14 protein-coding genes are annotated in these 15,067 nt (G+C 56.0%); 9 read left to right on the top strand and 5 right to left on the bottom strand.

Annotated elements, in window-relative coordinates:
- Positions 1-9 precede the first annotated feature (9 nt).
- Positions 10-945 carry a LysR family transcriptional regulator gene (locus HA50_RS19665; protein WP_084877675.1) on the bottom strand — a complete coding sequence of 312 codons (936 nt, stop codon included), beginning with the start codon at positions 943-945 and terminating at the stop codon, positions 10-12.
- Positions 946-1,038: 93 nt separating this feature from the next.
- Here HA50_RS19665 and HA50_RS19660 point away from each other — a divergent pair, with 93 nt between their 5' ends.
- From HA50_RS19660 to HA50_RS19645, 4 genes are all read left to right on the top strand, one after another.
- Positions 1,039-2,247, top strand: coding sequence for an MFS transporter (locus HA50_RS19660; protein WP_084878623.1), 1,209 nt, complete (start codon positions 1,039-1,041; stop codon positions 2,245-2,247).
- A gap of 53 nt (positions 2,248-2,300) precedes the next feature.
- The gene (locus HA50_RS19655; RefSeq protein WP_084877673.1) at positions 2,301-3,644 is read left to right on the top strand and encodes a cation:proton antiporter; all 1,344 of its coding nucleotides are present in this window, start codon (positions 2,301-2,303) and stop codon (positions 3,642-3,644) included.
- A gap of 32 nt (positions 3,645-3,676) precedes the next feature.
- Positions 3,677-4,024: a hypothetical protein gene (locus HA50_RS19650; RefSeq protein ID WP_084877670.1), complete on the top strand. Its 348-nt coding sequence runs from the start codon at positions 3,677-3,679 to the stop codon at positions 4,022-4,024.
- Between the two features lie 174 nt (positions 4,025-4,198).
- Positions 4,199-5,095 carry an alpha/beta hydrolase gene (locus tag HA50_RS19645; protein WP_084878621.1) on the top strand — a complete coding sequence of 299 codons (897 nt, stop codon included), beginning with the start codon at positions 4,199-4,201 and terminating at the stop codon, positions 5,093-5,095.
- Positions 5,096-5,102: 7 nt separating this feature from the next.
- Here the strand turns inward: HA50_RS19645 and HA50_RS19640 are convergent, their stop codons facing one another.
- A complete protein-coding gene (locus HA50_RS19640) occupies positions 5,103-6,017 on the bottom strand; it encodes a bestrophin family protein (RefSeq protein ID WP_084877668.1) in 915 nt (304 codons plus the stop codon).
- A gap of 238 nt (positions 6,018-6,255) precedes the next feature.
- On the opposite strand from HA50_RS19640, the gene HA50_RS19635 reads away from it, so the two are divergent.
- From HA50_RS19635 to HA50_RS19625, 3 genes are all read left to right on the top strand, one after another.
- Positions 6,256-6,897 (top strand): hydrolase, encoded by a 642-nt coding sequence (locus tag HA50_RS19635; RefSeq protein ID WP_084877665.1) that lies wholly within the window; start codon positions 6,256-6,258, stop codon positions 6,895-6,897.
- 138 nt (positions 6,898-7,035) lie between these two features.
- Positions 7,036-8,172, top strand: a complete 1,137-nt coding sequence (locus HA50_RS19630; RefSeq protein ID WP_084877663.1) for an epoxide hydrolase family protein — start codon at positions 7,036-7,038, stop codon at positions 8,170-8,172.
- A 71-nt stretch (positions 8,173-8,243) separates the two neighbouring features.
- Positions 8,244-9,260, top strand: coding sequence for a zinc-dependent alcohol dehydrogenase family protein (locus tag HA50_RS19625; RefSeq protein WP_084877660.1), 1,017 nt, complete (start codon positions 8,244-8,246; stop codon positions 9,258-9,260).
- 99 nt (positions 9,261-9,359) lie between these two features.
- Here HA50_RS19625 and HA50_RS19620 read toward each other — a convergent pair whose 3' ends face one another.
- A complete protein-coding gene (locus HA50_RS19620; protein WP_084877658.1) occupies positions 9,360-10,139 on the bottom strand; it encodes an L-threonylcarbamoyladenylate synthase in 780 nt (259 codons plus the stop codon).
- A gap of 322 nt (positions 10,140-10,461) precedes the next feature.
- Positions 10,462-11,394 carry a nucleoside recognition domain-containing protein gene (locus HA50_RS19615; RefSeq protein ID WP_084877656.1) on the bottom strand — a complete coding sequence of 311 codons (933 nt, stop codon included), beginning with the start codon at positions 11,392-11,394 and terminating at the stop codon, positions 10,462-10,464.
- Between the two features lie 352 nt (positions 11,395-11,746).
- Between HA50_RS19615 and dinD the strand changes: the two genes are divergently transcribed.
- A complete protein-coding gene (gene dinD, locus HA50_RS19610; protein ID WP_084877654.1) occupies positions 11,747-12,607 on the top strand; it encodes a DNA damage-inducible protein D in 861 nt (286 codons plus the stop codon).
- Positions 12,608-12,679: 72 nt separating this feature from the next.
- On the opposite strand, the gene gorA is transcribed toward dinD, so the two are convergent.
- Complete coding sequence (gene gorA, locus HA50_RS19605) at positions 12,680-14,032, bottom strand: glutathione-disulfide reductase (RefSeq protein ID WP_084877652.1); 1,353 nt, start codon at positions 14,030-14,032, stop codon at positions 12,680-12,682.
- Between the two features lie 123 nt (positions 14,033-14,155).
- Here gorA and rnz point away from each other — a divergent pair, with 123 nt between their 5' ends.
- Complete coding sequence (gene rnz, locus HA50_RS19600; protein WP_084877649.1) at positions 14,156-15,067, top strand: ribonuclease Z; 912 nt, start codon at positions 14,156-14,158, stop codon at positions 15,065-15,067.

Below are 15,067 nucleotides of genomic sequence, written 5' to 3'. Positions count from 1 at the left end.
ATCGCGTCGTTACGGCCTCTCTGCGGGTTGTGCCCCTGCCAGCTGCGGCATCACTTCACGAATCATGGCAAAAAACTTCTGCAATCGCGCCGGATAATAGCTGGCCCACGGATAGGTTAACCACACCGGCAACGGCGGTGCCTGCCAATCCGGCACCAGCTGAATCAAATCACCGCGCGCTAAATCCTCCAGCACCACCCACGATGACACCACGGCGGCCCCCATGCCTGCCAGCGCCGCCTTGCGTACCGCATACAGGCTATCGCTTGCCAGACGCGGGTTAATCGCCAGATTCAGCGGCTGTCCGTCGCTGATACGTTGCAGGGCAATCTCGCTGTGATAAAAACTGGTCAGTGCCAGCCACGGCAGCGAGGTCAGTTGTTCCACCCGTTCCACCGGCGGATGCGCTGCCAGCAACGACGGGGCGGCCACCACAAAACGCGGGACTTCCGCCAGCAGAATCGCCACTACCGAGGGATCGGACGGTGGGCCGACCTGAATGGCGCAATCGACGTTTTCAGCGACAAAATCAGGCGTGCGGTCGTTCAGCATCCATTCCACATTCAGACGTGGATAGCGTTGCAGATAATCCACCAGCGGCGCAACCAGCTGATCCTGACCAAACGCATGGGGTGCGCGTACGCGCAGGGTGCCCACCGGATCGTCGCTCGCGCCGGTCAGCTCATCCTCCAGCGCATACCAGGTGGCGAGCAACTGGCGTGCCTGCTGATAGCAGCGTTCGCCGTCATCGGTCAGTTTCAGTGCGTGGGTGGTGCGCAAAATTAACTTCAGCCCCAGCCGTTGCTCCAGCGCCTGCAAACGGCGGCTGATGGTCGGCTGGGTGGTACCGAGCTGTGCGGCGGCGGCCGACAGCGATCCGCTCTCCACGATGCGGATAAAGGTTTGCATCAGTTCGATGCGGTCAACGCTGGAAGAATTGCTCATACGTACCACGTATAACGGTTTTGTCTTTCATCAGTCTACCGCGTATGGCGGTGACGCGCTTTAATAAGCGCACTTTCACGGGGGGAAATGAATATGTCTGCCATGACGCAATCTTCAGAACGGGTCACTGAATCGCTACCCGCACCGCTGGTGTTCACACTGGCGGCGGGCGCAGGTCTCAGTGTCGCGTCGATTTACTACAGCCAGCCGATGCTGGATATCATCAGCAAACAATTTAATGCCAGCATTGGCAGCGTCGGCATGGTGCCGATGCTGACGCAGGCGGGTTATGCGCTCGGCATCCTGTTGCTGGCACCGCTCGGTGACCGCCACGATCGCCGCACCATCATTCTGATTAAAGGCTTATTACTGGTGGCGGCGCTGTTGCTGTGTGGCTTCTCCGGCGGCCTGAATGCGCTGCTGATCGCCAGCTTTGTCACCGGTTTAACCGCCACCGTGGCGCAGGATATCGTACCGGCCTCAGCCGCGCTGGCACCGGAACGCAGCCGGGGGAAAACCGTCGGCACGGTGATGACCGGCCTGCTGGTCGGCATTCTGCTCTCCAGGGTGGTCAGCGGGGTGGTGGCTGAATATTTCGGCTGGCGCACCATGTACCTGGTGGCGGCGGGAGCGGTGCTGCTGATCAGTCTGGCGCTGTGGCGTGTGCTGCCGCGTTTTAAACCGGGTACCTCGGTGAGCTATCCGCGTCTGCTGCTATCGCTGGCGCATCTGTGGCAGCACCACCAGACGTTGCGTCGTGCGGCGCTGGCCCAGGGCTTGTTGTCGGTAGGTTTTAGCGCCTTCTGGTCAACGCTGGCGCTGATGCTGAGCGATCGTTTCCACCTCGATAGCGCTGTGGCGGGCGCATTCGGCCTCGCCGGTGCTGCCGGTGCGCTGGCTGCACCGTTGGCGGGCAGCTTTGCCGACCGCATTGGCCCGGCACGTGTCACCCAATACGGTGCCACGCTGGTGATGGTGTCCTTTGCGTTGATGTTCCTGTTGCCCGTGTTGCCGGTCTCCGCGCAGCTTGGGCTGATTATCATCAGCACCGTGGGTTTTGATTTAGGGGTACAGGCGACGCTGGTGGCGCATCAGACGCTGGTCTACAGCCTGGCACCGGAAGCACGTAGCCGCCTGAATGCGCTGATGTTCACCGTGGTGTTTATCGGTATGGCGACCGGCGCAGCGCTGGGCAGCCTGGCGTTGTCCCACTGGGGCTGGACCGGCGTAGTGGCGTTGTCCACCCTGGCAGCGGCGCTGAGCCTGATGATTCGCCTGGCGAGCCGTCACCTGAAAAACTGATTGTTGTATCCTGTGCCAGGCTTAAAGAAGATCCTTTATAAAAACGGAGCGTTATGGATTTTCTTGCCTGGACGGCAGCAACCGGTGGTTTGTTGCTGCTGATGTCACTGGCTTCCGGCTGGATTCACCGGGGGCCAGTCACCTCATTTGGTCTCTATCTGTTCGCGGGGGTGCTTTGCGGCCCGTGGATGCTCAATCTGCTGCAAATCGATATTCTCGGGCATGCTGATCTCGCCGCCCACATCACCGAAATCACCATGGCTGCTTCGCTGTTTATCACCGGCCTTAAGCTGCGCCTGCCGTTGCGCGCCCATGCCTGGCGGGTGGGGGTGCGACTGGCGTTTCCGGCGATGTTGCTCACCGTCGCGGGCATGACCTTGCTGGTGCGCTGGCTGACCGGTTTTGACTGGTCGCTGGCGCTGGCGTTTGCCGCGATTGTCGCGCCGACCGACCCGGTGCTCGCCAGCCTGATTTCCGTCAACGACGCGCGTGACGACGATGCACTGCGTGTGGCGCTTTCCAGCGAAGCCGGGATGAATGATGGCTCGGCGCTGCCATTATTGATGCTGGCGCTGCTGATGCTGCATCAACCCGTACTCACCTTCACCGATATCAGCCTGTGGGCCGCCAGGGATGCTGTCTGGGCGATAGGCGGCGGGCTGGTTATCGGTTATGCCATTGGCCGCGTCATTGGCCAGCTGGCGACCCATCTGCGCAGCGCCCATCAGGATGTGGCACCGAACGATATTCTCGCGCTGGCCCTGATTGCCCTGAGCTATGCGGCGGCGCAGTCACTGGATGCCTCTGGCTTTCTGGCGACCTTTGCGGCAGGCGTGGGGCTGCGCCGTGCCGAGCTGCGGGTGGTGAAGCGTTTTCCCCCGGAGGATGTGTCGGAAGAGGAGCATCTGCTGCCGGCGGAAGCACGCGTCAATCCTAACCAGCGGCTGGCCCACGGTGGTAGCGGTATGGTGAAATCGGTGGGGCTGGTGGTCGGTGATGCGCTGTCGTTTGGTGATACTATCGAACGCCTGCTGGCGGCGGCGATGATGGTGGTGCTGGGCATTACGCTGGCGCATCACTGGAACCTGACCGGCATTGGCCTGGCGCTGCTGCTGTTTATGCTGGTGCGGCCCCTCGCGGTATGGATCACCACGCTGGGTTGTGGCCTGCCATTGGCGCGGCGTGTGCTGATTGGCTGGCTGGGGATTCGCGGCATCGGCAGTATCAATTATATTGCTTACGCCTGGGTGCACGGTATGCATGGCCCACAGGCAGAACAGATGGTGGATATGGCGTTGACGTTAGTGGTGTGCAGCATTGTGTTGCATGGCGTAACGGTGACGCCGTTGCTCAACTGGCGTGCGGCCCGTCAGGCTTCACGCACGCAACACGACTGATTACGATTTTCTGGAAACAACAGGAGCCTGTTATGAAAGTTTTATTACTTGCCCTTTTCGGGCTTTCGCTGTCAGCCAGCGCACTGGCGGAGGACGCCAACGCGGATAGCGAACAAAACGTCTATGCCAGCCAGCTTTGCCATCTGGTCAGTAGTGAAAAAAGCACCGGAACCATGGACAGTTATGTGGCAAAAATGAAGTCACAAATGGCGGCCAGCCAGTCGCCATCGGCGTTAAGCACACAGGAATTTGATGAAGAGACGGCACAGGAAGTGATCAACGCCTGGCTGCAACTGGGTGACGATGAACGCAGCCAGTTACGTCATAACCAGCAGCAATGTGAGCAGACGGTGATGACGCAATTTCAGCAGGAAGATTAAATCTTTTTATCGTCCGCTTTAACAACAAAATACGCGCCTTTTTCGGCGCGTTTTTTTATAGCTTTTTTGTACAGATTGCGTACATAATCGCCAGCGTTTGGCATTGACCTTGCATCACCATAACGAGACACAGCCTGAAGGCTGTCCCTTTTCTGACAGTGGCTTCACAGCATGATGATAACGCGTCGCCGGCTTTTGCTGGCAACCGGGGCAACGGTACTTTCCATGACCACAGGCAAACTGTTTGCCCGTGATGACATAATTCCTCTCTGGCCGGACGATCCGCCCGGCGGCGGCGGCCCATCCGGTTTATTGCGTGTCAGTGCCAACGGTTCCTGGTCCAATGTGGTCTCACCGGCAATTCAGCGTTTTCGCCCGGAAAATCCCAATGGTGAAGCGGTACTGATTGCCGCCGGTGGCGGGTATAAATGGATCGGTATGGGGCGTGAAGCCTGGCCGGTGGCGCGCTGGCTCAATGCCAATGGCTACACCGCCTATGTGCTGAGCTATCGCTTACCGGGCGAGAAGTGGCAGGCGGGCCATCTGGCCCCGTTACAGGATGCGCAGCGGGCCATTCGTCTGGTGCGTTCGATGGAGCGCAAAGTCCATCTGCTCGGCTTTTCCGCCGGTGGGCATCTGCTGGGCATGGCGGCGGCGCGGCCTGATTTCGACTCTTATCCCGCGCAGGACCCGCTCGATCAGGTGGTGCCGAAGGCGGATAGCGTCGGTCTGATCTATCCGGTCATTACCCTCGAAGCGCCGTTCCAGCACACCAACACCCATTTGATGATGGTGGGTAACAATGCCACCCCGGCCGAAGAGGCTAACTGGTCGGTACAGAATTATGTCACCCGCAGCTATCCGCCAACCTTCCTGGCACAGGCGGAAGACGATCACACCTCCAATCCTCATAACACCGAACTGATGCGCGACACCTGCCGCCGTATGCGGGTACCGGTGGAGCTGATTCAGCTGACCCGGGGTGGGCATGGTTTTGGTCTGGGCCAGGCGGGGACGCCAGCGGCCTTATGGGATCAGGCTTATGTCCGCTGGCTGGATCATCTGAGCTAAGTCAGGCTTAGGTCAGGTTAAAGTATTTATCCGGCTGCAACGGTTCCGGCAGCGGATCGCCGTTCATCGACTTCAGGTTACGTTCAATCGCCACACAGATGGCATCCAGCGGCAGGTCGTTCGGCGCGGTGCCAAACGGGTCTTCCAGTTCTTCCGCCAGCGATTCCAGCGACAAAAAGGTGTAGGAGATAAACACCGACACCAGCGGCGTCATGGCGTGCAGGTCCGACACCAGCGCAAACGGCAGCAGGGTGCAGAACAGGTACACGGTACGATGCAGAATCAGGCTGTAGGCGAACGGAATCGGCGTGCCGGCGATACGATCGCAGCCCCCCAGTACGGTGGAAAGATGATTCAGATTTTCATCCATGCTCTGCCAGACAATATCCGAGATATGCCCCTCATTGCGCTGCTGCGCCAGCCATTCCCCCATGCGCAGCAAAATCTGCGTGGTCGGCAGTGGATTGCTTAACACCTGATCGCGGAAGCCGGGCGGCAGCGTGCGCTGCAAATCCGTTGCCGGGTCAGTATGCCGTAGCTGATGTTTCATGCTCAGGTTAAAAGCGATTTGCAGATTGGCAAATTCACGCGCCTGCTCAAGACTGAGGGTGGGGATACTTTTCACCTGGCGCAGCAACGAGCGCTGGGTAATCAGCAGGGTGCCCCACAGGGTGCGGGCTTCGGTAAAACGCGCATAGCTGGCGTTATTACGAAAGCCAAGGAAGATAGCGATCGACACACCAATCAGGCTGAAGGGCGCGGTGGTCAGATGGATGCCAAGGGTTTCATACCAGGGAAAACCGAGGATGGCGATTAACGACATCAGCAGGTTGAGTGATAAACGAAACAGAATGCTGGTAAGCACCGAACCGTGCCAGTCAAACAAGCGCAGGAACCAGTGCTGATGTGGGCGAACAATCATTTTTGCGATGGTGAGTTTTTGATTTTGTGAGCACAGGTTACGCCTGTCTTTAGCGACTGATCAACGCTGTTTCACGGGCTTCCTGCGAGGAGTTGGTTATCTTTCTCTTTTAAATCAACCTTCTAAAATCATTTTGAACAACTTATAAAATTCTTTCCGTTATCTCTTCAGCGCGGCTTTTTTTAAAGTTCATCTCAACGACACAACACACAAAACCAATACCGCTGAGGAAATAACCATGTCTAAACTTGACCTGCTCGACCCGCAAAACTCTACCCTGATCTTCATCGACCATCAGCCGCAGATGGCGTTCGGCGTGGCCAATATTGATCGCCAGCAGCTCAAAAATAACACCGTTGCCCTGGCAAAAGCGGGCAAGATTTTCGACGTGCCGGTGATTTATACCTCGGTTGAAACCGAAAGTTTTAGTGGTTATATCTGGCCGGAACTGCTGGCGGTGCACCCGGAAGCGAAGCCGATTGAGCGCACATCGATGAACTCCTGGGAAGATGCCAAATTTGTCGAAGCGGTGGAAAAAACCGGCCGTAAAAAGCTGATTATCTCCGCCCTGTGGACGGAAGTTTGTCTGACGTTCCCGGCGCTGATGGCGCTGAAAGCCGGGTATGAGGTTTATGTGGTAACGGATACGTCAGGCGGCACCAGCGTCGATGCCCATGAACGTTCGGTTCAGCGCATGGTGCAGGCGGGTGCCGTGCCGGTGACCTGGCAGCAGGTACTGCTGGAGTACCAGCGCGACTGGTCACGCAAAGAGACTTACGATGCGGTGATGGACCTGGTGCGTGAGCACAGCGGTGCCTACGGTATGGGTGTCGATTATGCCTACACCATGGTGCATAAGGCTCCGCAGCGTCAGGCTTAATGATACCCGTCATACTTCGAACCGTAGGTGCGTTGGCTGCGTCTGACGGAATTGCATGGGCAAAAGGCGCTGGCCTATGGCGCAGATGCCTGATCAGACTACAGTAGAGGCAGAGTCTGCTTAAACTGAGGAGTGGTTATGTCTGTGCAACCGTTTCAGATTGATATCGCGCAGTCGCAGTTAGATGACCTGGAGTGGCGATTGCGCCAGACGCGCTGGGCGGCTCCGCTGCCGGGCGCGGCATGGCAAAAAGGCACCGCCATTGATGAACTGAAAGCGCTGGTGGATTACTGGCTGCATCAGTATGACTGGCGCAAGCAGGAGCATGAACTCAACCAACTGGCGCATTTTTACTGGCAGCAGGGCGAAACGCCGGTGCATTTTATTCATCAACGCGGCAACGGGCCAAATCCGCTGCCGCTGCTGCTGACCCACGGCTGGCCCGATTCGTTTCTGCGTTACCAGAAGATCATTCCCCTGCTGACTGACCCGGAGCGTTTTGGTGGTAAGGCCGAGGATGCATTCGACGTTATCGTGCCGTCACTGCCTGGCTTTGCCTTCTCTCCCTGTCCGCCGCAGGGGATACACAACGCGCAAATTGCTGACCTGTGGGCGCAGATGATGACGGAGCTGGGCTATGGGCGTTTCGCCGCCGCTGGCGGGGATATCGGCTCCGGCGTGACGCGTTATCTGGCTGTGCAGCATCCTGACAGGCTGGTAGGAATTCACCTCACCGATGTCGGGCTGATACGCCCGCTGATGCAGGCGACAGGCGACGATCTCACCGAAGAAGCGCGTGACTATCAGGCGGTGGCGCTGAAGTGGATAACCCAGGAAGGGGCGTATATGGCGCTGCAATCGACCAAGCCGCAAACGCTGGCGTTCGCGCTCAACGATTCGCCGGTCGGGCTGGCGAGCTGGATTATGGAAAAATTCCGTAGCTGGGGCGATTGTCAGGGCGATCTGTTTAGCCGCTTCAGCAAGGATGAGTTGCTCAATAACATCATGCTGTACTGGCTCACCGGCAGCTTCGGCAGTTCGGCCAACCTTTACTATGAGAACAGCCATTCGCTGCCGCCGATTGGTGATATTCGCGTGCCGACCGGGCTGGCGCGTTTTCCTCACGATCTGGTGCCACCGCCACGGCGCTGGGCCGAGCAGCATCTCAATATTCAGCAGTGGACCGAGCTGCCGCGCGGCGGACATTTTACCGCGATGGAAGAACCAGAGCTGCTGGCGCAGGAGATCAGAACTTTTTATCGTGCGTTACGTTGAGCACCATCGGCGAAGGCAGTGATTCGCCATCGCTGCCACACTTACTTTTTTGCTGATGAGGATGACAGACAATGCAAGCGATGATCTTAAAAAGCCCCGGCGGCCTGGAAAATTTGCAACTGGTGGATCTGGCGGATCCGGGTAAGCCGGGGCCGGGTGAGATCCGGGTGGCGATCCACGCTACCTCCCTGAATTTTCACGATCTGCTGGTGGCAAAAGGATCTATTCCCACTGCCGATGGCCGCATCATGATGGCGGACGGTGCGGGTGTGGTGGAAGAAGTCGGTGCGGGCGTCAGTGAATTTAAGGCGGGCGACCATGTGGTGTCCGGCTTCTTTCCGCAATGGCAGGATGGTTTGCCTGAGCAACAGGTCGGCAATTTCACCCAGACGCCTGGCGATGGTGCCCACGGCTTTGCCGCTGAAGTGGTGGTGCGTCCGGCCAGCCATTTTACTCTCGCACCGCTTGGCTGGCGTCATGCTGAAGCCGCCACCATCACCACCTCCGGTCTGACGGCCTGGCGGGCGCTGGTGGGGGATGCGCAGATCAAAGCCGGCGATACCATTCTTACGCTGGGCACCGGCGGCGTTTCCATCACCGCGCTGCAAATCGCCAAAAGCATGGGGGCGCGCGTGATTGTGACCTCATCCTCGGATGAAAAACTGGAGCATGCGCGTGAGCTGGGGGCCGATGAGGTGATTAACTACCGCAGCACACCCGAGTGGGGCAAAGCAGTGCAGCAGCTGACCGGGGGTAAAGGCGCGGATGTGGTGATTGAACTGGGTGGACCCGGCACCATGGCGCAATCCATTGAGGCGGTGCGTGTCGGTGGACATATTGCGTTAATCGGCGTGCTGACCGGTTTTGAAGGGGTGATCCCGACAGCCGGATTGATGGCGAAGCAGGCGCGGATTCAGGGCCTGATCGTTGGCCATCGTCGCCAGCAGCAGGATTTTGTTCGTGCGCTGGAGCAGACCGGCATGCGCCCGGTGATCAGCGATAGTTTTGGTGCCCTGAGTGACTTACCGGCGGCGTTCCGCCATCAGGAAAATGCCGGACACTTCGGCAAGATTACGGTGGAGTGGTAAAACTTTCAGTTTTACCACTCCTGTAGCGGCGCGATTAATCGCGCGTATTTTTCCGGCAAGGCGCACGGAATCGCGTGATAAATCGTGCCGTTACACAACTCAATAATAATCGCCGTGGCGGTAATCCCATGACGGGAAAATATCCGACAGCAGTGACATGATCTTATCAACATCAAGGCCTTTGCGGATCAGCACCGGACAGGGTGTGATTTTGCGCTCGCCTTTTTGTTCCGGGATCAAACGGCCTTCACTATCTACCATCGACACCATCACACCTTGCTCATAACGCACTTTATTTTCGTCGTTTGGCTGAATGGATTTCACGTAATCGTTGGCGGCAATAATTAAATCAGCACGGGATTCAATGCGTTCGCCAATACCTTCCACCAGACCGCGGTTACCCTGACCTGATGGATTTGCGGAGCTGGCAAAGGAGAATTTACCGTGCTTTTCCCACAATTCTTTTGCCAGTATTTCGCCCGGCTTGCCAAACTTAATAACGAAGCAGCTGGTCTGGCGGCCATCCATCATCAGTTCTTTGGAACCGTCATCAGGAATACGTGATAACGCCTCTTCACGCCATGGCAAAATGCAGCCCAGCAGAATGTCCTGATCCCAATGACGTTGATACAGTTCGTCAATTTCCGGGTTGAGCTGAGCCAGCGAGCGCAGCTGCTCCAGTGAGCCGCACAGCACCACGCCGGGCTTGTTACGTTTGCGGTTCTTCGCTTCAAACTTGCGTTCGAGGCCAGCTTTATCTGAGGTCATGATAATGTAGCCGACTTTGGTCGGGCTGACGATCATGCCGCCCTCTTTCGCCAGAATGTCGATGGCTTCGTGCTGCAAACCGCCATTCCAGGTTATTTTCTTACCGTTCATGGATCTACCCTATCTTGGTGTTCAATATATGCCGAACAGGAATATTACCTGCGATAAAATTAAGGGATTAGGTAATTAACCTGATATTTCTCTGAGATATATGGAGCCATGATCCGCTTGCAATAAACCATCATAATCATGAGGGTTAATTACATCCGCCGTGATGATGTTCTTCAGATAATAATACTAAAAATATCAGGAGTGCAATCGATGAAAATAACAATGGAATTGAAAGGGTTAATCTTAAATAACGCCTGAAAATTATGGTGTTATTTTAATAAGTAAAAACGCTAAACAGGTTGTTACCTGTTTAGCGCAATATTTAAAAAAGGAGGCTATGCGAAACGGCGCGCAGGGCGATGCCCAGCAGTATGCCTGGGACAGCAAAACGAAACAGGCGCGGGAAACGGGTGGAAAGCCCGAGAAAAATCCCGATGCCAGGCAGGTCGAAGGTTTGGATCAGCAGACCCGCAGAGGCGTTAATATTGTGGGCGCTGTACAGGCCTTTTGCGATCAGGTCAGACACCACGCCGTAATAGGCGGTACCACCGGCGAGGCATTTGGTGAGCGCGGGCAGAATGTAGACCTCGGAAATATTCAGCCGCGCCAGAACCGGTGAGAGCACCCGGCTCAGCAACTCGACACCTCCTGCCTCTTTAAGTATGCCAACCACGGATAACGAGAGAATCAGCATCGGCAGCGAACCCAGCGCCAGACGAATCGCATCGGAACCGGCGTTATTGATGATACTAATCAGACCGGGTTTCGCCTCGCTATGGCTGATCCCTTCGTCTTCATCACGTAGTGCTATGCCCGACAGTTTGCGGCCAAACAGGTGATAAGTGCTGGCTGCCGCCAGTATGCCGCCACAAATGGAGATCAGAATTGCTGCGCCCCAATGCAAGCCAGCGGGAATTAGGGGATAAAAGGCGTTGGCCTGACCCATGGCAAATAACATCGCCAGCGTGGCCGCCATATGTCGATCGGAGGTGCCGCGTTTTTCCATGATGGCCAGTGCAGCCAGCGGTGCGGCAAAACTAACAAAATTGAGTTGAATCAGGGCAAATAACGCCAGCCCGGTAATGCCGAGCGGTTTTAATAACGGCGTGGTATGACGCACAATAAAATCGAGTACGCCTTTTGCCTCCAGATATTTCATGACGCATAGCATGACCACCATGATGGGAATCAGCGTGTACAGCGCAACATCCACCGAGGCTTTGCCCGCCGACATAATGATGCTGATAATATTCATGCCTGACCCTTACTGCTTAACCACCGCCGCGCAAAACAGAGATTCACGCCAGCCTCCCTTAGCCAAATAACTCACCAGAAAAATGCCAGCGCGCCCGCGTCAGCAAAGGGGCAAATGTTATCCCTGTCAGAGGGGATTGAGTAGTGAATAAAAAGGTTTTTATCTTGCAGGAAATGGCAGGGGAGGCTGATGGGAATGACTACATGGAATTCTTAAACAGAACTGCAAAACCTACCAGTTGGGTGTCGTGGCACCCAGAAGTTTGGGTTTACTGCCGCTGCATTATGGTCGCAAAATGAGCAGTCATCAGACGAAATCTGAGTGAAAATAACAACTGGAAGAGGAAGAAAGCATGGAACAGCAACATATTCAGCAGCTTACATCAACTTTTGAAGGCCACTCCCAACAGACAGAGACTGGCGTGGAATATTGGTTAGCTCGTGACCTGCAGCACCTGCTGGGTTATGACAAATGGGATAACTTTCAGAGCGTGATTTCCAAAGCAAAAACCGCCTGCGAAATCTCGGGTCATACCATTGCCGATCATTTTGCCGACGTCGGGAAAATGATCGAACTGGGCAAGGGTGGGCAACGTGAAATCGATGATGTGATGCTCACTCGTTATGCCTGTTACCTCATCGCTCAAAATGGCGACTCAAGAAAGCAACAGATCGCCTTCGCACAAACCTACTTTGCGATGCAGACACGCAAGGCAGAGCTGATTGAGCAACGGCTATTAGAAGCTGAACGGGTTCAGGCGCGCAGGAAGCTGTCAGACACCGAGAAAGAACTTTCCAACGTTATTTACGAACAAACAGGCGGCAACCAGAACTTTGCACTTATTCGTAGCAAAGGCGATTTTGCTTTGTTTGGTAAGAGCACTCAGGCGATGAAAGCCCAATGGTTGGTGCCGGATAACCGCCCGCTGGCAGACTTTGCTCCAACGATTATTTTGAAAGCCAAGGACTTTGCTACTGAAATCACGATTCATAATGCTCGCAATCAGCAGATGCAGAATGAACAACAAATTTCTGGCGAGCATGTAAGTAATAACGAAGCAGTACGACAAACGTTATTAAATCGCGGTATTCGCCCGGAAAATCTGACACCTGCTGAAGATGTGAAAAAGGTTGAGCGTCGATTGGCTTCAGCTGAAAAAAAGTCACTAACCAGACCGGAGAAACTGGATAAAGGGCAGGAGGATAGTGAATAGCTTAGTGAAATTCAGTTCGATTGTTGCATGAGTGAGCGCGGATGCGCTCACTCATCAAAAGCGTCGGGTTTATTAACGCATCGTCACAAACTCTTCCGCCGCCGTCGGGTGGATAGCCACGGTATTATCAAAGTCTTTTTTGGTGGCACCCATTTTCAGTGCGACCGCAAAGCCCTGCAGCATTTCATCCATGCCGAAACCAATGCCGTGGATACCGACGATCTTCTCCTCCGGCCCTACGCACACCAGCTTCATGCGGCACGGCTGGCGATGCTGGGTGACGGCAGTGTACATGGCGGTGAAGGCGGATTTATACACCTTCACCTGGTCGTCACCGTACTGCTCGCGCGCCTCGGGTTCCGTCAGGCCGACGGTGCCAATCGGCGGATGGCTGAACACCACGGTCGGGATGTTGCTGTAGTCCAGATGTTCGTCCGGCTTGTTGTTAAACAGACGCTCTGACAGGCGACGGCCTGCGGCAACCGCGACCGGCGTCAGTTCCACCGCGCCGGTGTTATCGCCCACCGCGTAAATACCTGGCACGCTGGTGTTCTGGAACTTATCGACCTTGATATAGCCTTTCTCGTCCAGCGCTACGCCGGTCACCGCCAGGTTGAAGTTGTCATTGGCTGGCTCACGACCAATCGCCCACACCAGGCAATCCACGGTCTGCGCGTGACCGTTTTCCAGTTGCAGCGTCAGGCTGCCATCGGCGTTTTTGATCACCGCTTTTGGGATGGAATCGGTATGCAATGACGGACCTTCAGCCTGCATCACTTCCACCAGCGTATCGGTGATCAGCGGATCAAAGCTGCGCAGCGGCGCGTGTTTACGCACAAACAAATGGGTTTCTGCGCCGAGCGCGTTGACCACACCCGCCAGTTCAACAGCGATATAACCCGCACCGACCACCGCAACGCGCTTCGGCAGGGCATCCAGTTCGAAGAAACCGTCAGAATCGATGCCGTATTCTGCGCCAGGGATTTGCGGGTGGCTCGGGCGACCACCGGTGGCAATCAGAATATGATCGGCGGTGATGGTTTCGCCGTTGACTTCAACGGTGTGCGCATCGACAAAACGTGCGAACCCTTTAATCACTTCCACGTTATTTTTGCCCAGCACGTTGTCGTACGAAGTGTGGATACGATCGATATAGGCGCTGCGATTTTTTACCAGCGTTGACCAGTCGAAACGGTTTACCGTGGTGTCGAAACCATAATCCGGGCCATAAAGATGGATAGCTTCGGCGATTTGCGCCGCATGCCACATCACCTTTTTCGGTACGCAGCCGACGTTGACACAGGTGCCCCCCAGCTCTTTGGCTTCAATCAGGGCGCATTTCTGGCCGTGCATCGCCGCGCGGTTTATTGAGGCGATACCGCCGCTGCCGCCACCAATGGCAAGGTAGTCAAAATGTCGGGTCATCAGATGTGTCCATTTGCAGGAGGAAAATTGGGTTAGAGTGTAACGCTGACAGGGGAAAGGGCGCAAAGATTGCGCCTATGATTGTAATAGCATTGAATCGAATCCATTTTCACGGAAGCAAGCATGCAACTGACTTTTCTGGGTACTGGCGCAGGCGCGCCCAGCCTGCAACGTAATGTCACCGCCATTGCGTTGACGCTGTCCAAACGCGGTGAAACCTGGCTGTTTGATTGTGGTGAAGCGACGCAGCACCAATACATGCGTTCAGATCTCAAGCCGGGCAAGCTGGAGAAAATCTTTATCACCCATCTGCACGGCGACCATATCTTTGGCCTGCCGGGGCTGTTAACCAGCCGCTCGATGGCGGGACTCAAAGAACCGCTCACCATTTATGGCCCGCAGGGTATCCGCCAGTTTATTGAAACGGCACTCAGCCTGAGTGGCTCCTATACCAGCTTTCCTCTGGAGATTGTGGAGATCGGCGCGGGGCTGGTGTTTGACGATGGCGCGTTTCGCGTCACCGCCTGGCCGATGAATCACGTCGTTGAATGCTATGGCTATCGGATTGAGCAGCATGATAAACCCGGCTTCCTTGATGCTCCGCGTCTGAAGGCCGAAGGGGTACCGCGTGGTCCCTGGTATCAGCAACTGAAGCAGGGCGAGCGCATCCGGCTGGAAGATGGGCGCGAAATTGATGGTGCGGAGTATCTCGGGCCGCCCACCAAAGGCAAGGTGCTGGCGATTTTTGGCGATACCGGACCGACGGAAGTGGCGTTGCAACTGGCGGCTGATGCGGATGTGATGGTGCACGAAACCACGCTAGAGGCGGCGCTGGCGGAGAAAGCCAACAGTCGCGGCCATTCCACTACCCTTCAGACGGCGCAGGTGGCAAAACAGGCTGGAGCGAAAAGGCTGATCGCCACCCATTTCAGTTCGCGTTATTTGTCGCAGGATCGGGAGAGATTACTGGCGGAGTGCCAGTCCGTCTTTCCGCAGACGGTGCTGGCACATGATTTCGCGGTGTTCGAGGTTTAG

The sequence above is a fragment of the Pantoea cypripedii genome, from assembly GCF_002095535.1.
GTDB classification, from domain to species: domain Bacteria; phylum Pseudomonadota; class Gammaproteobacteria; order Enterobacterales; family Enterobacteriaceae; genus Pantoea; species Pantoea cypripedii.
This window is presented reverse-complemented; position numbering and strand designations above follow the sequence as displayed.